This is a genomic window from Thermoactinomyces mirandus (genome assembly GCF_013868055.1).
Classification (GTDB): Bacteria; Bacillota; Bacilli; order Thermoactinomycetales; family Thermoactinomycetaceae; genus Thermoactinomyces; species Thermoactinomyces mirandus.
This window is the reverse complement of record NZ_JACEOL010000002.1, coordinates 55,616-80,523: the sequence shown is the minus strand read 5'-3', so window position 1 is coordinate 80,523 and position 24,908 is coordinate 55,616. Positions and strand designations below refer to the sequence as shown.

General features: G+C 45.5%; 21 protein-coding genes, 2 pseudogenes and 1 riboswitch. Of the genes and pseudogenes, 4 read left to right on the top strand and 19 right to left on the bottom strand.

What is annotated here, in order from left to right; genetic code table 11:
* Positions 1 to 74: 74 nt before the first annotated feature.
* The 4 genes from H2C83_RS00845 to aroQ form a co-directional block, all read right to left on the bottom strand.
* On the bottom strand, positions 75 to 1,421 hold the full coding sequence (locus H2C83_RS00845; RefSeq protein ID WP_220183935.1) for a TrkH family potassium uptake protein: 1,347 nt from the start codon (positions 1,419 to 1,421) through the stop codon (positions 75 to 77).
* A gap of 307 nt (positions 1,422 to 1,728) precedes the next feature.
* A riboswitch (cyclic di-AMP (ydaO/yuaA leader) is annotated at positions 1,729 to 1,870 on the bottom strand.
* A 255-nt stretch (positions 1,871 to 2,125) separates the two neighbouring features.
* On the bottom strand, positions 2,126 to 2,683 hold the full coding sequence (gene efp, locus H2C83_RS00840; protein WP_181736819.1) for an elongation factor P: 558 nt from the start codon (positions 2,681 to 2,683) through the stop codon (positions 2,126 to 2,128).
* Between the two features lie 18 nt (positions 2,684 to 2,701).
* Positions 2,702 to 3,772, bottom strand: coding sequence for a M24 family metallopeptidase (locus H2C83_RS00835; RefSeq protein ID WP_181736817.1), 1,071 nt, complete (start codon positions 3,770 to 3,772; stop codon positions 2,702 to 2,704).
* On the bottom strand, positions 3,769 to 4,233 hold the full coding sequence (aroQ, locus tag H2C83_RS00830) for a type II 3-dehydroquinate dehydratase (protein WP_181736815.1): 465 nt from the start codon (positions 4,231 to 4,233) through the stop codon (positions 3,769 to 3,771). The genes H2C83_RS00835 and aroQ overlap by 4 nt, the downstream gene beginning before the upstream one ends.
* A 211-nt stretch (positions 4,234 to 4,444) precedes the next feature.
* On the opposite strand from aroQ, the gene H2C83_RS00825 reads away from it, so the two are divergent.
* The 3 genes from H2C83_RS00825 to H2C83_RS00815 all read left to right on the top strand — a co-directional run bounded on the left by H2C83_RS00825 (position 4,445) and on the right by H2C83_RS00815 (position 7,072).
* Positions 4,445 to 5,641, top strand: coding sequence for a C39 family peptidase (locus H2C83_RS00825; RefSeq protein WP_181736813.1), 1,197 nt, complete (start codon positions 4,445 to 4,447; stop codon positions 5,639 to 5,641).
* A gap of 197 nt (positions 5,642 to 5,838) precedes the next feature.
* The gene (locus tag H2C83_RS00820) at positions 5,839 to 6,777 is read left to right on the top strand and encodes a DUF1385 domain-containing protein (RefSeq protein ID WP_181736980.1); all 939 of its coding nucleotides are present in this window, start codon (positions 5,839 to 5,841) and stop codon (positions 6,775 to 6,777) included.
* 19 nt (positions 6,778 to 6,796) lie between these two features.
* Positions 6,797 to 7,072 carry a hypothetical protein gene (locus H2C83_RS00815; RefSeq protein WP_181736811.1) on the top strand — a complete coding sequence of 92 codons (276 nt, stop codon included), beginning with the start codon at positions 6,797 to 6,799 and terminating at the stop codon, positions 7,070 to 7,072.
* Positions 7,073 to 7,235: 163 nt separating this feature from the next.
* Here the strand turns inward: H2C83_RS00815 and H2C83_RS00810 are convergent, their stop codons facing one another.
* The 5 genes and pseudogenes from H2C83_RS00810 to H2C83_RS00790 all read right to left on the bottom strand — a co-directional run bounded on the left by H2C83_RS00810 (position 7,236) and on the right by H2C83_RS00790 (position 14,151).
* On the bottom strand, positions 7,236 to 8,192 hold the full coding sequence (locus H2C83_RS00810) for a patatin-like phospholipase family protein (RefSeq protein ID WP_181736809.1): 957 nt from the start codon (positions 8,190 to 8,192) through the stop codon (positions 7,236 to 7,238).
* An 81-nt stretch (positions 8,193 to 8,273) separates the two neighbouring features.
* Positions 8,274 to 8,701 (bottom strand): annotated as a pseudogene (mntR, locus tag H2C83_RS00805) (transcriptional regulator MntR).
* Positions 8,702 to 9,048: 347 nt separating this feature from the next.
* On the bottom strand, positions 9,049 to 9,522 hold the full coding sequence (locus H2C83_RS00800) for a hypothetical protein (RefSeq protein WP_181736807.1): 474 nt from the start codon (positions 9,520 to 9,522) through the stop codon (positions 9,049 to 9,051).
* A 496-nt stretch (positions 9,523 to 10,018) separates the two neighbouring features.
* Complete coding sequence (locus H2C83_RS00795) at positions 10,019 to 10,753, bottom strand: metallophosphoesterase (RefSeq protein WP_181736805.1); 735 nt, start codon at positions 10,751 to 10,753, stop codon at positions 10,019 to 10,021.
* A 134-nt stretch (positions 10,754 to 10,887) separates the two neighbouring features.
* Complete coding sequence (locus H2C83_RS00790; protein ID WP_181736803.1) at positions 10,888 to 14,151, bottom strand: vitamin B12-dependent ribonucleotide reductase; 3,264 nt, start codon at positions 14,149 to 14,151, stop codon at positions 10,888 to 10,890.
* A 153-nt stretch (positions 14,152 to 14,304) separates the two neighbouring features.
* On the opposite strand from H2C83_RS00790, the gene dat reads away from it, so the two are divergent.
* A complete protein-coding gene (dat, locus tag H2C83_RS00785) occupies positions 14,305 to 15,165 on the top strand; it encodes a D-amino-acid transaminase (protein ID WP_181736801.1) in 861 nt (286 codons plus the stop codon).
* A 28-nt stretch (positions 15,166 to 15,193) separates the two neighbouring features.
* On the opposite strand, the gene H2C83_RS00780 is transcribed toward dat, so the two are convergent.
* The 10 genes and pseudogenes from H2C83_RS00780 to gcvPA form a co-directional block, all read right to left on the bottom strand.
* Positions 15,194 to 17,038: a serine/threonine-protein kinase gene (locus H2C83_RS00780; protein ID WP_181736799.1), complete on the bottom strand. Its 1,845-nt coding sequence runs from the start codon at positions 17,036 to 17,038 to the stop codon at positions 15,194 to 15,196.
* 360 nt (positions 17,039 to 17,398) lie between these two features.
* Positions 17,399 to 17,626: a hypothetical protein gene (locus H2C83_RS00775; RefSeq protein ID WP_181736797.1), complete on the bottom strand. Its 228-nt coding sequence runs from the start codon at positions 17,624 to 17,626 to the stop codon at positions 17,399 to 17,401.
* A gap of 67 nt (positions 17,627 to 17,693) precedes the next feature.
* Positions 17,694 to 18,509, bottom strand: coding sequence for an octanoyltransferase LipM (gene lipM / locus H2C83_RS00770; RefSeq protein ID WP_181736794.1), 816 nt, complete (start codon positions 18,507 to 18,509; stop codon positions 17,694 to 17,696).
* 99 nt (positions 18,510 to 18,608) lie between these two features.
* Positions 18,609 to 19,580: an NAD-dependent epimerase/dehydratase family protein gene (locus tag H2C83_RS00765; protein ID WP_181736792.1), complete on the bottom strand. Its 972-nt coding sequence runs from the start codon at positions 19,578 to 19,580 to the stop codon at positions 18,609 to 18,611.
* Between the two features lie 170 nt (positions 19,581 to 19,750).
* On the bottom strand, positions 19,751 to 20,272 hold the full coding sequence (locus H2C83_RS00760) for a PTS sugar transporter subunit IIA (RefSeq protein ID WP_181737005.1): 522 nt from the start codon (positions 20,270 to 20,272) through the stop codon (positions 19,751 to 19,753).
* A 38-nt stretch (positions 20,273 to 20,310) separates the two neighbouring features.
* Positions 20,311 to 20,829 (bottom strand): glucose PTS transporter subunit EIIB, encoded by a 519-nt coding sequence (locus H2C83_RS00755; RefSeq protein WP_181737003.1) that lies wholly within the window; start codon positions 20,827 to 20,829, stop codon positions 20,311 to 20,313.
* Positions 20,771 to 21,315: pseudogene (locus H2C83_RS17545) on the bottom strand (PTS transporter subunit EIIC). Before H2C83_RS17545 ends, H2C83_RS00755 begins: the two are co-directional and overlap by 59 nt.
* Positions 21,201 to 21,992 carry a PRD domain-containing protein gene (locus H2C83_RS00750; RefSeq protein WP_181736790.1) on the bottom strand — a complete coding sequence of 264 codons (792 nt, stop codon included), beginning with the start codon at positions 21,990 to 21,992 and terminating at the stop codon, positions 21,201 to 21,203. Before H2C83_RS00750 ends, H2C83_RS17545 begins: the two are co-directional and overlap by 115 nt.
* 94 nt (positions 21,993 to 22,086) lie before the next feature.
* Positions 22,087 to 23,550, bottom strand: a complete 1,464-nt coding sequence (gene gcvPB, locus H2C83_RS00745) for an aminomethyl-transferring glycine dehydrogenase subunit GcvPB (RefSeq protein WP_181736788.1) — start codon at positions 23,548 to 23,550, stop codon at positions 22,087 to 22,089.
* Positions 23,547 to 24,896: an aminomethyl-transferring glycine dehydrogenase subunit GcvPA gene (gcvPA, locus tag H2C83_RS00740; protein WP_181736786.1), complete on the bottom strand. Its 1,350-nt coding sequence runs from the start codon at positions 24,894 to 24,896 to the stop codon at positions 23,547 to 23,549. Before gcvPA ends, gcvPB begins: the two co-directional genes overlap by 4 nt.
* Positions 24,897 to 24,908 lie beyond the last annotated feature (12 nt).

Here is a 24,908-nt window from a genome sequence, read left to right as displayed (position 1 = left end):
AAACATTCACTAAGTTCCTCTTCAGGTTAAACGTTGTTCATTTCAAATTCCCTATTTTACGGCCAATATATTTTTTATCCAATGAGTGGATTTTCTTCGGGGAATCGAATAAGCGGTTCCTGTTGATGATGCAGGCTGCGGGCGATTGCAACCGCAATGGTCATCGGACCGAGACGTCCGGCAAACATGGTAAAGATAATGAGAATTTTACCGGCTGTCGAGAGGCTTGGCGTTAAGCCCATAGTCAGCCCAACCGTGCCAAAAGCAGATACCGTTTCAAACATGGACGTTAAAATATCCGTATGTTCCGTAATAGTGAGCAGCATGGTTATCGTAATAACAAGAACGAGGGCAGCCACCGTGACCGTCAGTGCTTTATAAACCTGATTGTACGGAATACGCCTGCGGTAGGCGACGACATTATCCCGCCCCCGGATCATTCCCCAGACTGCAAGCAAGATGGTTGCGAGTGTTGTGGTTTTAACCCCGCCACCCGTCGAGCTGGGAGAAGCACCCACAAACATCAAGAGAATGATAAAGAAGAGCATAGCCGGATACATATCTCCTATATTCAGGGTATTATAGCCCGCCGTTCTTGTTGTGACCGATTGAAAATAAGAAGCAAGCAATTTATCGCCAAATGATAACTTACCTAAAGTGGCCGGATTGCTCCACTCGGTGCCCAAAATAAGGATCGTTCCTGCGAAAATAAGAAACGCCGTCATCGTCAAGACCAGCTTGGAATGAAGGCTCAGACGTTTTGTCATGCAAAACTGCGCCAGTTCCAGAATCACAACAAAGCCGATTCCACCCAAAATGATCAAACTGCTGATCGTTAGGTTTACCATCGGGTCTCCGACATAACGAATTAGACTGCTAAACTTCTCCATGTCGCCGAACAAGTCAAACCCCGCGTTATTAAAAGCGGAAACGGAATGGAACAAGGCGTACCAGAGACCTTTTCCCCAACTCCATTCCGGAACAAAGCGGATAGCGAGAAAAGTAAACCCTAAGCCTTCAATGATAAGGGTGATCGCAAGAACCATTAAAACAAGGCGCACAACTCCCGATACGTTAAGTTGGTTAAACGCTTCTTTTAATATCAGGCGTTCACGAAATCCGATCTTCTTCCCTACAAGGATCGCAAAAAAAGTACCAAAAGTCATGAAACCGAGACCACCGATCTGGATGAGAAGCAGAATGACAACTTCACCAAATGTACTAAAAGTGGTGGCCGTATCGACAACGACAAGTCCGGTCACACAAACTGCAGATGTCGATGTAAAAAGCGCATCAATGAATGGTAAGGATTTTCCGCTCTCTGTAGAAATCGGCAGCGACAGAAGCAGAGTCCCCGTCAAAATGGTGAGCGCAAAACCGATGACCAGGATTTGCGAAGGAGTGAGTCTTTTTAAAATCATAATCGGATCTTCCACTTCTTTTATTATTTTTAGTTTATGTTTTAAAAATAATAATCATGATACCCAGATACCATAAATTATATGAAATTCTCAAAGGGAAGCAAAATACAATTGATTTTATTAAAAATTAACTTAACCCATATACAGATACATTTATTTATTTTTGCCAAATAAACCAGATATCTTTTATAAATATTTAATAATAAATGCTATAAACAAGAAACATGAGTTAAGTTTTTAATTTATTTTCCCTACAATATAAAAAATCACAAAAAAGAGAGACTTCTTTTGTGATCTTGCAAACAGTTCCCCCTCTCACAACGCATACGAGGTTAGCTGACGGATTCGGGTGCTGAGAGTCACCCTACCTGAGCAAGACTCAGGATTCACCCCGGTAAAATATGTTGGTTCCCCCGTTCCCACCGTATGGGATTCAGCGATTGGTACGGTATTCAATTTTGGTTTTCATCTTACTCCTCTCATTTTTGATTGTAAAATACCATTTCAGGTAGAAACAGACAAAAAAAGGCGATATAAACAGTTTTAAACTAATCGCCGATATATTTTCCTTTCCATGCAAGAGAATGCTATCTCAAGGTCTGTTTTTTAAATAAATACGAAAGATTTACCTGCTCCAAACCCGAATAACTTGCCGAAATCATACTAAAACCTCCATAGCTGTTGCTATAGAGGTTTTAAAAATGTCAGGCACGTGATACATATTCACCACTGCGTGTATCTATAATCAGCCGGTCACCCACGTTAATGAAGAGAGGTACCTGCACCGTAAACCCGGTCGATAACGTGGCTGATTTGCTGCCACCCGTTGCTGTATCCCCTTTGATTCCCGGTTCTGTATCCACTACTTCCAATTCGACAGTATTGGGCAATTGCACCCCGATCGTTTCCCCTTTATAGGAGACAATCTGTACATTCATGTTTTCCTGCAAAAAATTCAATTCATACTTTAACTGTTCGGCCGGCAATGAAATCTGATCATATGTTTCGTTATCCATAAAGAAATACTCGCCGCCGCTTTCATACAAATATTGCATCTGGCGTGTTTCAACCATCGCACGGGGCACTTTTTCCCCGGCGCGGAATGTGCGCTCCTGGATATTGCCATTACGCAGGTTACGCAATTTCGAACGGACAAATGCAGCACCTTTACCAGGCTTCACATGTTGAAATTCAATCACCTGCCATACATCATTGTCCAGTTCAATCGTTAAACCTGTACGAAAATCATTCACACTGATCATACTTTGTCCTCCTAAAGATTATCGAATCATCAACAATTCTTTTGGAGAGCCGGTTATCTTTTCATAGCCAGATTCGGTAACGATCAGATCATCCTCAATCCGAACGCCGCCAAAGTCCGGCAAATAGATCCCCGGCTCAATCGTAATCACCATTCCGGGTGCAAGCGGTTTATCCCCTTTCGAGGATACACGGGGTTCCTCATGCACTTCCATTCCCAAACCGTGCCCCGTTCCATGACCGAAACAGTCTCCATAACCATGTTCCCTGATATAGTCACGGGCAATGGCATCGATATCCCGTCCCGTTTTTCCCGGGCGGACTCCTTCAATGGCCCGGCGGTTTGCCTCAAGAACAATTTCATAAATCTCTTTTTGTTTTGGGTCAGGTTTGCCCATGAAAACAGTCCGGGTAATATCCGAAGCATACCCTTTATAGTAAGCGCCAAAGTCCATGGTAACAAAGTCTCCCTTTTCGATCACCTTGTTACTGGCAACGCCATGGGGAAGCGCAGACCGCCATCCGGAAGCCACAATGGTATCAAAAGAGGATGAGGTGGCTCCCAACTCACGCATAATTACTTCCAAACGTAGTGCGACTTCTTTTTCCTTCATTCCCGGACGAATTTCCTGCACGATCTGGGCAAAGGCTTTATCAGCGATTTTGGCTGTTTCCTTCATGATCATCAATTCTTCCGGATCCTTGGTTTCACGTAGTTCCTCAACCAGCCTGCTTTCGGGAACCGTTCCGGTTTTTTCCAGAATCTCCCCCAATTGAGTTGCTTCCGCATATGTCAAATGATCCTGCTCAAATGCCAGCTGTTTTACCTCGAGTTTTTTACAAACTTTTGCCACTTCCGCAAAAATATCTCCTTCGTGTCTGACAATAGACCAGTCGGGACATTGTTCCCTGGCCTGGATCACATAGCGAAAATCGGTAAAAAACAGGGCCTCGTCTTTCGTTAGCAACGCCACTCCGGAAGTTCCCGTAAAGCCGGTCATATAGCGTCGATTGATGGGGTGACTGATCAGGAATGCTTCCAGGTTTCTTTCCGCCATCTTCTTGCGCAAACGTTCAACCCGTTGTTTCATCGTTTACCTCCTTTTTGTTTGCTCGAAGTCGCTTCCATTTCGGCAATTGCAACAAGAGCCAATTCATATCCAAGTGGTCCAAAACCAACAATTTGCCCCTTGCAGACAGGTGCCGTTACAGAAGTATGCCGAAATTCCTCCCGCAGATGAATATTGGATAAATGAACTTCGAATACCGGGAGATCCACCGAAGCAATGGCATCACGGATAGCATAACTATAATGGGTATAAGCGCCAGGGTTTATGATTATGTACTGAAATACACCGTCACACTGATGAATCCGGTCGATCAATTCCCCCTCACTGTTGCTTTGGAAACATTCCACATCCAGTCCCCATTGTTTCCCTTTTTCCACCAATTTCTTGTTGATTTGTGCAAGGGTCGTCTGACCGTAAATATGTTTTTCTCTTTTTCCCAACCGATTCAGATTCGGACCGTGTAATACAAGTACATTTGCCATTTTAATCCCCCCTTCCTAAGTGCATCAGTCTCTCTTCAGGGGATCGGAAGATGAGACGCATCCCCGATAATAATATATTTTCCCATGATCTGTTTTTTTTGTCTATGTTCCACCATCAATGATTTCACAAAATGTAAAGAAAACAGAAGAAAAAGGGAAAAACCTCCTGCAAATCGAAATATTTCTGTAGACAACAGTAAGGAGTGATGGTATGTTAAGGTTTTTCTCCCTGGTTCTGATCCTGATTGTCGGATTCGTATTTCTGCCCTCCGTTTCATTTGCCAAAGGCCATTCAAAAAACTCCAAACAGTTTCTGTCTTTCAAACCATTTCACGGCGGAGTGTTTGACGGTGTTTACCATAACGGGAATGCCATTGTCTTAAACCCGCTCAAGCTCAAGCGCGGACAGGACACATCCGGAAAATACGATTCCGGTTCCTACTATTACGGAACCTGGACTTCTCCCGCTGTTCCGGCAAAGTTTCTTGAAGCCATTGCTTCCTGGCAGGCAAACACATCGGAAAATACCTGGATCGAAGTAGAACTTCGCGGATCTCATAAAAAAGGATGGAGCAAATGGTACAGCATGGGTGTCTGGCACGAACATGATCTGCCTTTCAGACGGCATTCCGTCAGGAACCAGGGGGATGAACACGGAACCGTTGCCGTCGATACTTTAGTTTTAAAAAAACCGGCGACGGTTATTCAGGCACGTGTTACTCTGTTTACGAAAAACCCGCAATATACTCCGTTCTTTCGTTCCCTTGGAGTATCGCTGGCAGAAGGTTCTGACAGGCCCGGCCGGATTCCCTCCACCGGGTTAACCAGCGAACTGGATGTACCGATGCGTTCGCAAATGATTTATCCGGATGGAGGCGAAATCTGGTGCTCACCCACTTCCACCTCCATGGTTATGGCTTATTGGGCAAAAATGAAACATGAACCGCAATGGAACCAGTCTGTCCCCCACGTTGTTGAAAAGGTTTGGGATCATGTGTATGGCGGAGGCGGAAATTGGGCTTTTAATACGGCTTACGCTGCCGCCATGGGACTTGAAGCCAGGGTGACCCGGTTTGCAAGCCTTGCCGAAGCCGAACAATGGACGGCAGCCGGCGTTCCCGTTATCGCCAGTATTGCATATGACGAAGGAGAATTACCCGGCACACCCATCCCCAGTTCAGGCGGACATCTTCTTGTGATCCGCGGTTTCGACGAAAACGGAGACGTGCTTACCAACGATCCTGCCGGACCAAGCAACGAGGAAGTCCGCATCACTTACCCCCGTCATGCTTTTGAAAGTGTTTTTCTCAATCACTCCAATGGCACGGTCTATCTCATTTATCCGAAAGGATGGCCCATCCCCCAGGCAATGGAAATTGGTAATTCTTCATCAATCCTAAAACAGTGATAATGACATTGTTTAATAAGCTCAACAGGATCCAGTTTTTTCCTTGTTCCTTATTTTGATCTTCTGATTTGCACATAAAAAGAGGTCAAGTTAAAATGATTACACGATTAATTATCAGAAATAAAGTTAAGGTGGTGCAACCTTAAGTGTCCGATAAACCATTCCCTTATGGAGGGCAGGCAGTGATTGAAGGAGTTATGTTTGGCGGCCGGTATGCACAGGTCACAGCGATCCAGCGGAAAAACGGGGATATTGAATGTTATGAACTGGAGAAAAAAGAAATTGTCTGGCTGAAACCGTTCAAGCAATTCCCTTTTGTCCGCGGTCTTGTTTCAATGATTGAATCAAGTGTTCTTGGCACCAAACATATGCAATACTCCTCACAAAAATACGATCTTGACCAGGAAGAGGAAGAAATGGATGAACCGTTACCATCCTCTGTCGAAGACTCGCCAAAAGGTTCCAAGTGGGAAATGATATTGGGCGTCGCCATCATCAGTCTCCTGTCACTGATCATTGGCAAAGCGATCTTTACCGCCCTGCCAGCCTACCTGGCCAGCATTCTTTTTGACAAATATGTACAAAATCTGATTTTGCAGAATTTGATTGAAGGTGCCATCAAAACAGTCCTGCTGCTTGGCTATCTGTTAATCATTTCCCAAACCTCTCTAATTAAAAGAGTATATCAATACCACGGCGCCGAACATAAAGTGATTAATGCTTTCGAACATGGGGAAAAATTAACTGTAGAAAACGTTCAAAAACATTCTACCCTTCATTACCGTTGCGGAAGCAGCTTTATTGTATTTACCATTATTGTCGGAGTGATCGTCTATTCTTTTTTCAGTTATGACAATGTCTGGGAGAGAATCGGAATCCGGTTGCTCCTGATCCCCGTTGTTATTGGTCTGTCATATGAAGTGCTGCGTTTGACTAATTGGCTGCGTGACAAGCCGGTTCTCAAATATATGGGATACCCGGGTCTTTGGCTGCAAAAGCTCACTACAAAAGAACCTACCGATGAGCAGGTGAAAGTGGCGATCACGGCGTTTGAGCAAATGCGAAAGCTGGATGCCGAGTGGGAAAGAAACTGGGAACATTTCCTTCCCTCAGACATCAGGCAAACTCCCCAATAAGTTAAAAGGAGGCTTTAAAATGCCAAGGCGTACCTATTTTCCATGGCACTACCTGATTCTGGGCCTGGCTGCGATTGGTTTGGTTTCCCAAATGGTTAAGTCTCCATCTACACTGATCATTATTGTTGTTGTGATCGGGGTTATTTACTATTTTTACAAATCCCCCCCCCGCTGGCTGATGCGTTTAGGAAACCCATCCTATTACCAGTATTACCAGCCACCAAGACACCGAAAACCAGTGAAAAGAAAACGCAGGAAAAATCGGTTCGAGGTGATCAATGGCAGCAAAAAATAAGGCCCTCCACGGATGGACCTTCAGGCTTGGAAAAATTGTCTGTATACGAATTTTTGAACCTGTTCGTCTCCCGTACCACAAGGAAATCGTCATACTGCTTCTAATAACCGCTTCCTCTCTTTGGCTGCCAAATCAAGGCCCCTCACGGATGGGCCTTTTTTCTTTAACTCCCCAATTTGTTCTGGCGCAGCCGGGAATGGATGCTTTTCTGTTTTGACCTTGCTTTTAAGTAGTTTTCAAAAGTCCAGTGATTGAAAAAGGTTTCAGCCGCCTGAACCCCTGACAAAAACAATTGTCTTTTCTTTTCTCCGGAGATTGAAAAATCAGTTAACTTTACATCCAGTGAAGGAACCTGAATGGAACGCACCTGATCCAGATTTTCAATATACCGGTTGTCATGAGCTTCCAGCATGGTAAAAAAGATGGATAATAGCATGCTGAACGGGCCTGAAATCTCATGAAACTGTTTTTCATCGGGAGAGAACAAGCGAAAGCCAAATGTGGGCCAGCGTGGAGTTTCCTTGTCAAACAGCCAGACCGGGAAATTGCTCAAAACCCCGCCATCAACGATATAACAGGTTTCTCCCGTTTTTTTGTATACCAATTTAACGGGTTCGAAAAAAAACGGAATACTGCAACTCATACGCACTACTTTTGCCACTGGAAATTTTTCCATCCGATAACCGTAATCTTCCAAATCACGCGGCAAATCCAGGATCTGCCCCCTGGTGATGTCCGAAGCAATAATATGCAACTCTGTTTCCCCTGACAAATCCTTGAATGTACGAATGCCTTTGGTTTCAAGGATTTGTGCTATCCATTTCTCCAAATCATTGCCAGAATACAATCCTTTCTTAATCCATAACCGAATGGCAGGCCCAACATAAGGCAAATATTCATGCCATCTTGGTGTTAAAAAGTCAGTAAAATTCTTTTCAAACATCAGTTGAGCCATCTCCTTGGCTGTAAACCCGGCTGCCAATAAGGTTGCGATAATCGAACCTGCTGAAGACCCTGCCACTTTCTTCCACCGGTAACCACACTTCTCGGCAACCGACAAGGCGCCAACTAAACCGATCCCTTTTATCCCCCCGCCTTCAAAAACGGCATCAGCCCACATGAAGAACCCTCCTTATATGTTCTTTTGATTAAATGTATGTTTCTCTCCTTAAAAAAACCCTGGAGAAAAATCCAAGGTTTTTTACGTTTCAGGATCAGCTTGGCGTTGCTTTTTGGACATTAAGAGCGCTCTGACCAGTTCCGGATGATTTCCCAAATACCGGACAAGATTTTGAATGCAATGAATGGAATTCCAGCTCAAATGATGTTCGATGCCTTCCACATCCTGATAAATCTGCCCTTTGCTTACTACGATCAGACGCAAAAATTGTTCCAGCAGTTCATGTCGATCTCTCAGGTGTTTCACAATTTTTCCCTTTTTGTGTTAAAATCAAACCTCGATATTTCTCATATACCAGATATTTATTCTGATCCAGTTTCTGTACCATTTTTGTCACAGAGGAAGGGTGAATCTCTAATGCCTCAGCAATATCTGAACCACGTGTAGCCTTTTTGCTCAATCAGCTTGTAGATATTTTCCAGATAATCTTCCATACTTGGCGTTGGCATAAAGATGCCCTCCTGTATACACTTTTTTGATATCCCTGTTTTTGTCAACTTTTATACTCCACTCATGCAAATGTTTTCGAATTTTTTCACCTTTTGTCAAGCAGTTCTGCTGAGCCAAAAAGATCATACCGGAAACCGGATGGCAAAGAAGACACAATATTCACAATAAACGCACCCTTCTGTCGGGTATGTATGATTCTTTAACATTGGGACAAAGTAGGATTACTTATTCATTTTTAGCACGTTTTCGCATATTCATGGGGCCTTGTCCGCAAAAACAAAAAGCCATCTTTTCAAAAGCGACTTTTTCTCAGAGAAAACAACATTTTTAAAAACTGTTTTTGATTCTAGATGACGTGTGAAGCAAACCGGATATAGTCGACAAACAAACTTCCATTACCAAGTAAAAAAACAACCGATACCATGCGTGTTCCCCGAGGCGGCGGCGGAACAATGGTAAAGTAGGAATACCAGTTATGCGTCTGAACGGGTGGCCTGATCAGCAGAGGCGTGGAACGGATAATCCGGTGATTTTTATTCAGATAGGCGACCGTAGCATACAGATCGGTTCTGCTTTCGGAAGGAGTTACATTGAGAAGGCGAAAATAGAGATAATAGGCACAGCCTCTTTCAAAAGGGGCGTACACCGTCTGTTGCAAAACGGCATCCGCTCCCGTACGCACTGCACTCATAAATATGGAATAGTCTCCAGATCGCAGCGGATTATTGAGTCGGCGGATCCGTCTTCCCCGCCACGGTGCAACCCCACGCCGAAATCCCCCGTTCTTAAGCAGATTCCTTCCGGAACATGCCATATCCATGCCCCATTTCTTCTTTTTAATTATCTCATTCTATGTAGTTGACAATCCGCCTGTGCGGGCACTTCTTTTCTTTTTGATCGGGAATATAATAAAATATAAATTATAAAAACAGGAAATCTTGAAAGAAAGGATTGCGTTGTTCAACCCTCCTTTCTCTTCTTTTCTCTACTTTAATAAAAGGAGAAAGTGATAATTTGCCAAAAAAACATTAATTAACGGAAATGAATTAAATTTTTCTGCTGTTGTTTACAAAAAAACCGCTATTAAGCTGTCCGAAAAAGCACAAAAACGGATACAATCTTCCCGCGGTTACTTTGAAAAAACATATACAGGAAGGCGTTTTAAGACTCCGTTCCGCTCAAACGGATTTCCCGGTTTTCCCTGAAATCATTCGCTTCAGCTTTATGGTGAGACATCATTTTGCTCCAAAAATCGCTTTCTTGAATTTTATCAACAAGTTCAAAAGCGGACAGGATGAACCGCTTTTCTTATTCCTTCAGTCTTTCCAGACCTTGACCGGACAAAAGTTGATCGCATCACAGGCGACGAGGCGCAGTTCGACCCCGTCAACATTTCCTTCAATGGCATCCTCCCGGGCTTTCCCGTGCAAATGGCCATAAACACATAATTTGACGGCAAATTTCTTCATCAATTCCATAAAACCGGACTCTTTGGCCATTGAAGTTACCGGCGGATAATGAAGCATTACGATTTTTTCTTTACCCGGCTGCTCGCGTTCAGCCATATCCAGTGCCAGTTGGAGCCTCCCAACCTGGCGCTCATAAATTCTGCGATCATTTTCTTCATCATAAAACCGGTCTCCCGGCAAGGTCCAGCCTCTTGTGGCAGCAATCACTTTTCCTTCTGCGATGGTGTAATCGGCATCAATCCATTCCATTCCGGGCGGAAGGGCTGCACGGACTTTCCTTCTGCTTTGCACATAATAACAATGGTTCCCCGGAGACATGATTTTTCTCCCGGGAAGCTGGCTGATCCAGTCAAAATCATACCGGGCAACCTCCAGTTTCATAGCCCAACTGATATCTCCCGGAATGAGTACGGTATCATCCGGTTCCACCGTCTCAAGCCAATGGTCCCGAATCAGGTTGTAATGCTGTTTCCAGCCAAACACATCCATCGGCTTGTCAATATCCTGTTCCGGATTAATGCCATACAGGCTTACCGGCTTGTTAAAGGACAAATGCAGATCACTCAATGCAAAAATTGCCAATCATCTTCACACCTTTTTCTACTCTTCGACTGTTTCCTGATTGTATCATACATAATCGGGATTCCCCGGGCAATCATTAACTCCATTGATAAAAAAACACCTCCCAACAACTCGGAGGTGTTTTGGCAGCCGGATCAGGAGCAGCCTGTTGTTGCCCCGCAATCCAGGCAAACATAACAGGAACCGTTCCGCTTGGTCATTCCGCCACATTCAATACACAATGGAGCTCCGCTGCTGGCCCGGATCGCATCAAGGTTATCCTGGGAGGAATGTTCCTCATGAGAATGCTGTTCTTCCGTCATCTGCTGTATTGCCGAATGTTCAGACCCGGACTGGGCTGCCTTTTTTTTATGCCGGTTGATGTAATATCGCAATTCTTCCTCTCTGGGAGGAACCTGTACAAAGTCGGTCCGTCCGAGATATTCCATGCCCAGCATGCGGAAGACGTAATCAATTACAGATGTTGCCATCTTGATATTTGAATGCTCAACCATTCCGGCAGGTTCAAACCTGGTAAACGTCAGTGAGTTTACATATTTTTCAAGCGGGACACCATATTGCAATCCAAGGGAAACGGCAACGGCAAATGCATCCAGCATCCCCCGTATGGTGCTGCCTGCCTTATGCATATCGATAAATATTTCCCCAAGCGAACCGTCTTCATATTCTCCAGTCCGCACAAAGATTTTCTGCCCGGCTATCCTTGCCTCCTGGGTAAAGCCATCTCTTTTGCGGGGCAGACGACGACGAATGCTGGATACATGTCCGGTTGCAATCACTTCTTTCAATTCCGAAGCCGAAGAGGATACCTCTTCCTGAGGAGCATCCTCCTCTTTTTTCCGATCGCCTCTTGAGTTGAGCGGCTGTGAGCTTTTTGAACCGTCACGGTACAGGGCAACTGCTTTCAGCCCCTGTTTCCATCCTTGCTCATAGGCGTTCAAAATGTCTTTGACCGTGGAATTGTTGGGCATATTGATCGTTTTGGAAATCGCACCGCTCAAGAAGGGCTGGGCGGCGGCCATCATTCTCAAATGTCCCATATAATGGATAAAACGGGTGCCATGTTTGCCACAGGGATTGGCGGTATCAAAGACAGGATAATCTTCTTCCCGCAAATGCGGCGCTCCTTCGATTGTCATCATACCGCAAATCACATCATTGGCTTCATCAATCTCCTGTTCTGTAAACCCGAGCGCTTTCAGGAGATGGAAATCGGCACTTTCATATTGCTCCGGTGTAAATCCCAAACGTTGCAAACATTCATCAGTCAGCGTATAACGGTTAAACGCAAACGACAACTCAAACACGGTCGGCAAGATCTCTTCCACCCGATCCAATTCAGCATCGGTCAACCCCTTTTGCTTCAGGCTTTCCCGATTGATGTGGGGAGCCTTGTCCAGGGACAACGTACCGGTGACATAGGTAAGGATGTCATCGATCTGTTCCCTGGTGTATCCCAGATTTTTCAAAGCAGGCCGGATCGACTGGTTGGCAATTTTAAAATAACCGCCTCCTGCCAGTTTTTTGAATTTGACAAGGGCAAAATCAGGTTCTATGCCCGTTGTATCACAATCCATCAGCAAGCCAATCGTTCCTGTTGGCGCCAGCAAAGTGGTCTGGGCATTCCGGTACCCGTACTTTTCTCCAAGGGAAAGCGCTTCGTCCCAGGCTTTTCGCGCCGCTTCCAGCAAGTCAGCGGGACAGTATTCAGGGTCAATCCCCATCGGTTTTACTTCCAGGCCTTCATACTCTTCAGCCGGTGCATCGTACGCGGCACGGCGATGATTCCGGATCACCCGCAGCATATGGTCCCGGTTATGGGAATAGGCTTTAAACGTACCCAATTCTTTCGCCATTTCTGCCGAAGCAGAGTAAGCCACTCCGGTCATGATCGATGTAATCGCTCCTGTGATTGCCAGCGCCCGTTTCGAATCATAGGGAATTCCGGCCAGCATCAAAAGCGTCCCGATGTTGGCATAGCCAAGTCCCAGTGTGCGGTAAAGATAGGACAGCCTGGCAATTTCCCTGGATGGGTATTGCGCCATCAAGACAGAGATTTCAAGCACGATGGTCCACAAACGGCAGGAATGCCGGAATGCGGGGATATCAAACTTGCAAGTGTCTGAATCGAAAAATTTAACCAGGTTTAATGAAGCCAGGTTACAGGCGGTATTGTCCAAAAACATATACTCGGAACACGGATTGGATGCATTGATCCGGTTATGCCTTGCCCCCGTTTTGCCATCCATGCCTGCCGGCGTGGTATGCCATTCATTGATGGTTCCGTCATATTGAAGCCCCGGATCGGCACACTCCCATGCCGCCTGGCCAATTTGTTTCCATAACGATTCAGCCGGGACCCTTTTGCAGACTTCACCCGTAGTCCGGTACGTAAGTTCCCAATCTTCCCGGTTGTACAGCTTCTTGAAAAAGGAATGGGGCACCCGCACCGAGTTGTTTGAATTTTGCCCGGAAACCGTCTCATAGGCTTCCCCGTTAAAAGACGGATCATATCCTGCGGCAATCAACGCCTTGGCTTTCTTCTCCTCGGTCAATTTCCAGTTGATGAATTCTTCAATATCCGGGTGATCCATATCCAGACAAACCATCTTGGCGGCACGCCGTGTCGTGCCTCCGGATTTGATGGCGCCGGCCGCACGGTCGCCGATTTTCAGGAAAGACAGCAATCCCGAGGAAGTGCCTCCACCTGACAGTGTTTCCCCTTTCCCGCGGATATTGGAAAAGTTGCTTCCTGTGCCGCTTCCGTATTTAAACAGGCGAGCTTCCCGGACCCATAAATCCATAATTCCATTTTCATTTACCAGATCATCTTCAACAGATAAAATGAAACAGGCATGCGGTTGAGGCCGGTCATAGGCACTTTGGGATTTCTTCAGTTCTTCCGTTTCCGGGTCCACATAATAATGTCCCTGCGGTTTTCCCGTGATGCCATAAGCATACTTTAATCCGGTATTGAACCACTGGGGAGAGTTGGGAGCAGCAATTTGATTCAATAACATATAAACCAGTTCATCATAAAAAGCCTGTGCATCCTCTCCCGTATCAAAATACCCGTATTTTTCTCCCCATTCACGCCAACAGCCGACCAGCCGGTGAACAACCTGTTTGACACTGGTTTCGGGTCCAAGCACTTTTTGCCCGTTTACATCCAGAATAAAATTGCCCTTTTCATCTGTCTGCGGCACGCCAGCTTTGCGAAAATACTTGGAAACCAAAATATCCGAGGCAACCTGCGACCAAGCTTTGGGAACTTCTACATCTGTCATTTCAAATACGACCGTACCATTTGGATCAGTAATGCGGCAATCCCGTTTGCTATATTCAACTGAATCATAAGGACTTTGACCTTTTTTCGTAAAAAACCTGGTTATTTTCATCGTTTACTCCTCTTCCTCCTACTATATATAGTATTACAATAAGTATAACACTACTATATATAGAAACAGCAAGAATCTCAAATAAAATTTTCTGCAAAAGTCTTGTTCTTTTTTTCCATGTCTTGCAAACTAAATGTAAATCAAGCGGAAAGGATGGAACCAATCATGATCATTCTATATGGTGACCAATTGCTTAAACGAGAACAAGTACATGTTGATATTGAGGACCGTGCCTATCAATTTGGTGACGGGATTTATGAAGTAATCCGGATCTATGACGGACAGCCCTTCCATATGCAAGACCATCTGGACAGACTCGAAAAAAGCGCAAAAAAAATCAGGATCAGCCTGCCATATGAATTGGATCATCTTGAAGCATTATTAAAAGAATTAATCAGACAAAATGATTTTACACAAGGAAATCTCTATCTACAAGTCAGCCGGGGAACAGCCCCGCGAAACCATGCCTTTCCCAAAAATATTTCTCCCGTTATCATAGCTTACACACAACCCTTTGAACGTCCAATAAAAGAACAAACCGAAGGAATACGAGCCAAAACAGTGAATGATGTCCGCTGGCTCCTTTGTGACATAAAAAGCCTGAATCTGCTGGGAGCCGTGCTGGCCAAACAAGAAGCCTACGACCATGATTGCAAAGAAGCCATCCTGGTTCGGGACGGTATGGTAACGGAAGGAAGTTCGACCAATATTTTCATAGTCAAGGATGGAATCCTTCAAACCCATCCTGCCAACCAGCTTATTTTACACGGTATCACCCGAAAAATCACTTTACAATTAGCGGATCAATTGCAAATTCCTGTAAAAGAAACAGCATTCGACAGGAGTGCGCTTTTCGAAGCGGGTGAAATGTTTTTGACCAGTACCACAATGGAAATCTGCCCGATCATTCAGGTAGACGGACAGCCGGTTGGAAATGGAAAGCCCGGGAAAATAACGAGACGCCTGCAGAAAGCTTTTGTCCAGTCCATTTCTTCAAACAGCAAGCGGCAATAATGAATAAACCAAAGGAAGACCGGCTTCTTTACTGGTCTTCCTTGGTAATCAAAGGCGACTCTTTTATGTCTCCCCCTTGGGATAATTTAAAACCCTTATCATGATGCAAGGTAACATCTTTAATAAGTATGGGTTCTCTGGCTGTATGGTTGAGTTCAATGGAATCGGTACCGTAACCCAAATAAATGTTTAACGTATTCATGTTTGATGTGATCGATATCTGAACCGGCTTTTTCCCGTCATATTGCGGAAAATCATGTTCAGCCACCTTTTTCATCTGTCCATCCAAATCATACAAGACAACATGCTTGTCTTCTCCTGACAATACCAAGCGGTAACGGATAATTCCCAAGGTTTGAATATCCATGGCAAACGGTTTATCCGAGAATGGCTGAACCATAAACCCGGAAGCAGCATTTGCTTCCAAGCGAATCTGTGCATCCGGGAATGCTTCCAGTGACATTTGCCCCTTGTCATTGGAAGAAAGAATGGCCTGGCCATAGTCAATGATCCAGGGTTGCTGATTCATCCACTTGCGTATGACCGCACCAGGATCAAGCAAAGAATTTATCTTTGGATTATAGAGGATCGATCCGTCTCCTCCGCGGAAATGAACTTTCATTTCACCGTGCAGTGGCGTAATTCCAACTGCCATCCAACTCTCTTTTTTTCCTTCTTCCTGGATGGAAATACGCACTGGATTTCCCGTAAGATAATGAATCTGGAACAAATATTTTTTATTGGGTTTCATACGGTACTGATCCCCGGATTTGGCTGTCGTTATGATCTTTCCTCCATCAAGTTGATGAAAAAGGCCTATTTCACCTTTTTCATCAATATACAACCCATAAATGGCTGACTTGTCAACCGATTCAAGATAACCCAGAAATGTGTTTTTCCCTTTCAGGACAATTTCTCCACTCAGGGTATTGTTCCCTGCATACTCGTAAGGCAAAGTATACTTGTCCTTCGCTTTTGAAAACCGGATTGTCTGGTTTTGCTGCTTTGCCTGTTCCTTTTTATTCTCATCTGCAGCCATCAAACCTGTCAGCGGGTTGGTTGACGAATAGCTGTTCTCCGGTTCCCACTGCGCTGCGGCTAATGAAACCAGCACCAATGCTGCTGCAGCCACTGTTGCTATGGCATAAACTTTCTTTCTGCCGCTTTTCTTTCTTCTGCCGCGCGGGCCCACTTCTCCGGAATGTTCCTTGATGTGTTTTCCAATGAGCCTGGAAATGTCATTAAACGTTCGTTTGCGGTCAAGTGCAGTCAAAGCAAGTTTAGCAACTTTTTGCGGGACTTTCTTTTCACCCAGTACTTTTTCCGCCCTTTTTGCTCCGCCCGTCGGAGAATGACCCGTCAGCAGGTAAAATAACAGTTCGCGCCATTTCTCATCATATCTCGGCTTTTCGGGATCTTTCATATAATAGAAAAGCAAAAGCGGTTTCTGCCCGTCTAACAGAATATTTTTCGGATCAAGGGTTGCACCGAGCGGTACAGCCTGCCGCCCTAAATCATGCAGTGTTTTAAAACAACGGTTTACAATACGAACTGCCGCTTCAGGCTCCATCGCCCGGTCTTTGTTTACAATCAATGGCAAGGGATCACCGGAAAACGGAGGATGAACGAGAATGATCTGATCCTTTTCTTCAATAACATCCAAAATTGGCGCCAAGTTAGGATGCTGCAAACGGCGAAAAGTTTCACGATATCCGGACGGCAAGGGTCGACGAGTAATTTTGATTGACTGAAGGAAAACCTGTGCTCCGTCTGGAGATTTAGCCTGCAGAAGTTGACCGGAATAGAAGTTGATCACATCTTCTACCTGGAATCTCTCATAATAACGGCGATTCAATCGATTCCCCTGTTTCAACAGCATTTGCCCCTAACCTTTAAAAATTAATTTTTAATAAAGAAAATAATTTAATCGGACAACAATTAGCATTTATATGCTAACATAAGAACCCGAAAAATCAAGCGATAAAAGAATATATCTTTTTTCTCAAACTTTTATGTTAGCGTTTTAAAGCAATAAATCCCCTATTTATCCGGCGCCATGATCCAGTTCAGACGGAAGCCTTTCATTTCTGCGGTTGATGGAACCTGAACAGGCTGCACATAAAAATTCAGAAAAAAACTTATAAATAATATAATACCCTGTCAAATAAAATAAATCAATTAATAAACAGCAACAATTTAGCTAATATAGCCAATGTTGAAATAAATTTCACATTTATAAAGTAAAAATTTTTCCAACAAGTGATTGAAAAGATTCAACGGTTGCAAAGTTATTTTTTGGAGGCGACAGGAAGCAGTGGGGCGCTCCAGCATTCACTTCCCGGCAGACTCCTTTCTCGTCACGATCAAACAGCTTCCGCCCTTTAAATGTTTGTTTTTGCTTTGCAGCGGCTTGTGACATCACTCCGCTTCCAAAAATCGCTCCTTTATCCTTGGTCGACATACTCAGATTTTTTCAGAAGACGATTACTCGCAAATGTCTTCAAAAAGCGAATCATCCACACTGTCAGTTACCGGCGAAGATTCCACTCATCTGTTTCATATCGCTCTTTCAGGCATTCCTGAACCCGTATTTTTTCTTCAGGCGTCAGTTCACCAGGTTCCAGGGTGATGCCCATTCCTTTCTGAAACCCTTCATAAAAAGCGGTAACCACATCGTCCAATATTACGGGGTTCGGCAAAATCCGGTTAATGGCGACCGCTTTTTGCGAAAACTGTCGTTTCAACCGCTCCCGCACCTGTTCCGACGGGAAAAGTAACAGCGAAAAAAGCATTTCCTCATCCAGATCCAACAGAATGGAACCATGCTGGAGAACAACGCCACGCTGTCTGGTTTGCGCACTTCCGGCAACCTTTTTTCCGTCAATAACCAGTTCATAGTCGGAGGGGGAATCAAAGCAGGCAGCCGACAGATTTTCTTTTCTTGTTTCAAGAGGATCATTTAAACAGGCATCAAGCCCCAACGCCCTGAACCCCTCCAATAATCCCTGGCTGATCACCCGGTAAGATTGGCTTACTGTCTGGGGAATGGACGGATTGTCTTCGGAAACGATGACACTGTAAGTCAGTTCCTTGTCATGCAGGACCGCCCTGCCACCCGTCATTCTGCGGACAAAGCCCAGGCCTTTTTCTTGTATGTACGGCAAATTGACTTCCTTTTTCGCCTTCTGAAAATAGCCGATTGACAAGGTTGGAACCTTCCATCCGTAAAAACGTAAAGTAGGCGGTACCTTTTTTTCAGATATCAGATCCATAATCGCCTGATCAATGGCCATGTTTTGCGCAGCCGTATATGCATGATAAGGCAGAAATCTCCATGTAGTCATTGCTGTCACACCTTTGTCATCAAAATCTTTTACTTATAGATCATAACAATTTGTATCAAACCTGTACAATCGGTCGAACAGGAAAACCCCTCCGGATCATCAAACGGAGTTTCTCTCCAATTGCTTTTCCCATTCAACCACTTTGCGAATCGTTTCCTCCAGTGGAGTGATCCGGTAGCCCAACTCCTGCCTTGCTTTATCGGAGGAATAGTAAATGTTTCTTCCGCTTAATTTCGCCAGGTCCCAGGCAAAGAAAGGCTCGGACCCGCCTAAGCAAGCCATTGCTTCGCCAATCCATGAAACTCCTTTGATCAGTGGCGTTGGAATCAGGTAAATACGCCCGTTTCGGCCGGAGGCTCGAGCAATCTTTTGAAAAAGCTCTTTCAAGGGCAAATTGGTGCCTGCCAAAAGATACCGTTCTCCCACTTTCCCGTGAAGGGCTGCCAACAAATATCCTTCTGCCACGTCATCCACATCGCACACATTGATTCCTCCAGCCGGAGACACGGTTAAACGCCCCTTGATCACCGAGCGGACAAAATGGTTGGAATAATTGCGTCTCCCGATAATGACAGAAGGATTGACTACCGTTGCCGGCAGCCCTTTTTCAACCAGGCGCAGCACAATCTCTTCCCCCGCTTTTTTCGCTATTGCGTAACCGACTTGCAACCGGTCTCCATTAAACGCAAATGTTTCATCAGCCATTTCTTTTTCCGGCAAACAGACAGCCGCCGCCGAGCTGGTATGGACAAACTTTTTCACACCTCTCTGCAGCGCTTCCAGTGCGATGTTCCGGGTGCCTGTTACATTATGCAGCTTTAATTTGGCCCGGCTTGCTTTTCCCCAACGCACAATGCCCGCCACATGAAAAACATAATCCATTCCCTCACAACAGCCTTTGATTGAATCTGCCTGTGTCACGTCCCCAACCCGATATGAAACATTTTTTGGCAAATCATGCAAACGGGAAACTTCACGATGCAAAATTGTTACATCATATCCCTTCTCACACAGGAGATAAACCAGATTTCGCCCGACAAACCCCGTTCCACCCGTCACCAGAACTCTCATCCCCATCCCTCCTAAAATAGACTCAACTTCCATGAATATTCCACATCGATCAAATTTCAACCTGCTCCCATAAAACCTCCTTTCGAAACCAGCGGAGAGAGTTTATGGTTTTTTATTTAAAGAACTCGGGCTCAAATTGATTAGCCGAATGGATGCAGTCAATCAAAACCTCAAAAAGTACTTGAGTGCCCCGGCGCTTCCTTGTAAAGTGAAAACAACAGGTCCTGAAGACCTGCAAGAATATCTTTTTTCAAAAAATAAAACGCGGCGTTTACAAGGTTTTTATTATGCATCCAGAGAAATGATCTCTTCTTCTCCCTGAGTAACTGTTTCTTTCCTGATCGTAACAGAAGCGCCTTCTTCCAGATTGGTAAAAACAATCGGGGAAATAGGGATGGGGCGTTTTCTTTCACATAATCCACATCGAACTCCAGCAGTTTTTGCCCGGCTTTTACCTGATCCCCTTCCTGAACAAAGCTTTCAAATCCTTTTCCTTCCAGTTTGACTGTATCAATTCCGATATGGACCAGTACTTCGCGGCCGTTTGCGGTGCGAATGCCAAGTGTATACCTGGTCGGGAACAGATTGATGATCTTGCCATCCACCGGCGAGACGACAAACCCGTCGCCCATCATTTTTTGGGCAAATACCTCGTCCGGCACCTGATCAATTGACAGCAAGCGTCCTGTCATTGGCGAAACAAAAGCAAAATCTTCATTTTCCCCGTTTTTTACAACTTTTTTGGGCTCGTCCGCTTTTTTTTGACCGCTGCTGGCTTTTTGCCCATCATGATCTGTTTCATCTGTTCTTTAATGTTGTCCGATTTGGGGCCGAAGATGACCTGCAAATGGTTCCCCATTACCACAACGCCGGAAGCACCCAATCTTTTGAGGCGGTCTTTGTCTACCTGGCCCACATCATTGACCGAAATGCGCAAACGTGTAATACAGGCATCCAAGTTGGTCAGGTTTTCCTTTCCGCCCAATGCTTCGAGAACTTTTTCCGCCAGTTCGCCTGTGGAGGAAGAGGTGGAATCATCTCCATTTTCCGAATCATCTTCACGCCCGGGAGTTTTCAGATTCCAAAACCGGATGGCAAACCGGAACCCGAAATAGTAAATGGCGACAAATACAAGCCCAACCGGAATGATGAGCCATGGTTTCGTGTCTTGCCCCCAGAACATGATCAGGTCAATCACACCGCCGGAAAAAGTCAAACCGGCTGTTACTCCCAACAAGTCCATAACCATGAAAGAAAGTCCTGCAAATACACAATTGGATAGCATAAAAAATCGGAGCCACAAACAGGAATGAAAATTCAATCGGTTCGCTAATCCCGGTTAAAAAGGAGGTCAGGCCAGCGAAAAGCATAATGCTGCCGACCAATTTTTTCTTTTCTTTGCCCACTGAATGATAAATGGCCAAAGCCGCAGCGGGCAAGCCAAAAATCATAAAAAGAAACTTCCCGGTCAGAAAAGTTCCGGCCGTTGGATCGCCGGCAAAAAATCGGTTGAGGTCTCTCCTGACAATTTGCCCTGCATCCGTCACATATTGCCCAAACTCGAACCAGAAAGGCGAATAAAAGATGTGATGCAATCCGGACGGAATCAGGGAGGCTCAATCAAACCAAAGAAAAATGCGGATAATGCCGTATTCTGAGACGTCGCCAGAATGGACAGTTTATCAATCTGTTCCTGAATGGGTGGCCAGATGAAAAAGAAAACCAGCCCGAGCAGAAATGCCGACACAGCCGTAACAATCGGCACAAACCATTTCCCGCCAAAAAACCCGAGAATTGCTGAAACTCGGCGAGATGCCAACGTGTCAAGGCACTGTGGATATGCATCGCGATAAAGCCAATTTCCGCGTCGGGCAACCGGACGCCCAGCCGCTGGTGAATCAGCTGTACAATTTCTTCAGCAACCTGGTATTCTTTTTCATATAAAGTCTGAATTTCGATCAGGAATGGATTGTGGAAGGTTAATCCCTGTTTCATTCGCCTGATCGCAAACCCAATGTGGTCCATCAAAGCTACATGGATATGTTCGCTTACAGGAGCATCAAATCTTTTTTGAATATGATTGACTGCTTCATTGATCACTTCAACCAATTCTTCATCGACTTGCGTTAACAATTGCTTGTACTGCTCCTGTTCTTTCCGGTCAAGCAAAATAAAACATTTCTCCACGGTTTTTTCATCGATGACAGTACCTGTTTTTTTCTGAAACCCTATCCCTTTTCCAATCAGAACGGTTTCGCCATAGACCGGATTAACGGCAATGACCACATTGTTATTCAATGTTTTTTGGCTCGAAACGACCCGCTCACTCTTGTCATCCTCTCTCGCCTGACAACCATTCACGTGATTATGAGTATACGTGAACCGGATTTTCTTTTCAATGAACAAAATCATAACACGAACAAAAGCCCACTCCAAACGGAAAGGGCTTTCAGAATATAGAAAAACTGATTATGGAGACAGTTCATCATTGGCAAGCTTCAACCGATCAGAATTTTTCTTTTGTCCAGCGCAAGACCGGTTTTCTGGCCGCAGTCACTTCATCCAGCCGTTTGATAACCGTGTTATGCGGAGCTTCCTGGACAATTTCCGGAGTTTCTTCCGCTTCCCTGGCGATCTGGATCATCACGTCTATAAATTGATCCAACGTTTCTTTGCACTCTGTTTCCGTCGGTTCGATCATCAAGCATTCATCCACAATCAGAGGAAAATAGATCGTCGGGGGGTGAAAACCGAAATCGAGCAGACGTTTGGCCATATCCAGCGTCCGTACACCCAGTTTCTTTTGCCTTTTCCCGGACAGGACAAATTCGTGTTTACAGGGCTTCGAAGAATATGGCAAATCAAAATAAGGTTCCAGCCGGCGCATGATATAGTTGGCGTTCAAGACGGCATTTTCCGATACTTTTCGCAATCCTTCAGGCCCCATCGTGCGAATATACGCATAGGCCCGTACCAATACCCCGAAATTCCCGTAAAACCCTTTGACACGGCCAATGGACCAGGGCATGTCTTCATCCAGGTAGTAATCGCCCTGATCATCCCTGGCTACCATCGGCTTGGGCAGGAAATGAACGAGATCACCCCGCGCGCCAACCGGTCCGGCACCAGGTCCCCCTCCACCGTGCGGAGTGGAAAAGGTTTTGTGCAAATTCAGGTGCACCAGGTCAAATCCCATGTCTCCGGGACGGGCAATCCCCAAAATGGCATTGGCATTGGCTCCGTCATAGTACAACAGCCCGCCTGCTTCGTGAACCAGTTCAGCAATTACCGCAATCTCCTCTTCAAATAATCCGAGGGTGTTGGGGTTGGTCAGCATAAGGGCGGCGGTATCTTCCCCCAATACTTTTTTCAGCCCTTCAACATCAACAAGCCCCTTGTCGTTGGAGGGAATGGTTATGGCTTTAAAACCGGCCACCGTCGCACTGGCCGGATTGGTGCCGTGAGCAGAATCGGGAACGATCACTTTGTTTCTCTTTGTTTCTCCCCGTGATTCATGATAGGCGCGAATCATCATCAGTCCCGTCCATTCTCCCTGCGCCCCGGCAGCCGGTTGCAACGTGACAGCATCCATACCGGTTATTTCAGCCAGGTCCTTTTGCAATTCATATAAAAGTCGCAAGGCACCCTGAACCGTTTCCCCTGCCTGATATGGATGAATTTTGGCAAATCCGGAAAAACGGGCCACATCTTCGTTCACCTTCGGATTATATTTCATCGTGCAGGATCCCAAAGGGTAAAAACCATTGTCCACACCATGGTTACGCTGGGAGAGTTCCGTATAGTGACGCATAAGATCCTGTTCCGAAACTTCCGGAAGCTCCGCCGGTTCATCCCGAAAGAGTTCAACCGGCAAATTATCTGCCTCCGGCACATCCAATTCCGGCAAGCTGTAAGCTATCCTTCCTGGTTGACTCATCTCAAAAATCAATGCTTTTTGTTTGTTTTTCATAGCAATCCCCCCAAGCCTTCCGCCAACAGGTCGATTTCTTCTTTCGTGCGAACTTCCGTTACAGCGATTAACATCTGTTTTTTCCATGCCGGATTGATTCTGCCCAGATCATAGCCACCGATAATTCCCAGTTTTATCAACTCCCGGTTAATCTCTTTGGCAGGACGGTCCAATTCGATCACAAACTCATTGAAAAATGGCTGCTCATGTACGATGCGTACACCGGGAACCAAAGCCAGCCGTTTTTTGGCATAATGCGCTTTTTGTATATTCAGCCTTGCCACTTCCTGCATGCCCTTTTTTCCAAGCGACGACATGTAAACACTGGCAGCCAATGCCATGAGCGCCTGGTTGGAACAAATGTTGGAGGTGGCTTTATCCCGGCGAATATGCTGCTCCCGGGCCTGCAATGTCAGGACAAAGCCGCGCACTCCTTCTTCATCTACGGTCTGTCCGACAATTCGCCCGGGAATGCGGCGCATCAGTTTTTTGGTCGTGGCAAAGTATCCGCAATGAGGACCGCCAAAGGAAGCTGAAATTCCCAGTGGCTGTGCATCCCCGACTACAATGTCGGCTCCGAAATGGCCTGGCGGCTTCAACAGGCCCAAAGACAGGGGATTGGCACTTACCACAAACAGCTTTTTGTGCGCATGGGCGATTTTTTCCACAGCACCCAAATCTTCAATATTTCCAAAGAAATTGGGAGACTGGACAAGAACAGCGGCTGTCCTTTCATCAGACAATTTTTCAAGTGCCTCCAGATCGGTTAAACCGTCTTTGGCCGGTACTTGCACAACTTCCCAACCAGCCCCCTTTGCATAAGTGGCCAAAATTTGGCGTGCTTCCGGATGAACCGTCTCAGACACAACGATTTTTTTCCGACGGGACGCTGCAGCTGCCATACCCGCCGCTTCTGCCAACGCCGTAAATCCGTCATACATGGACGAATTGGCCACATCCATTCCGGTAAGTTCACAAATCATGGTCTGAAATTCAAAAATCGCCTGCAGTTCACCCTGGCTGATTTCGGGCTGGTAGGGAGTATATGCGGTATAAAACTCTGATCGGGAGACGACATGGTTTACCACACTGGGAATATGGTGTTCATAAACACCGGCTCCCAAAAAAGAGATATACTGGTCAAACGAAGCGTTTTTCGCTGCCAGGCGCCCCATATGTTTCAGCAAAGCGGATTCGGACATCGCAGCAGGAATTTCCAGATTACCTGAAAAACGTACACTTTCTGGAATTTCTGCAAACAGTTCCCGGACGGAGTTTACCCCGATTGCCTGTATCATGTCTTTCTCATCTTGTTCAGTCATGGGTAAATAACGGAATTTTGCCATGCCCAACCTCAC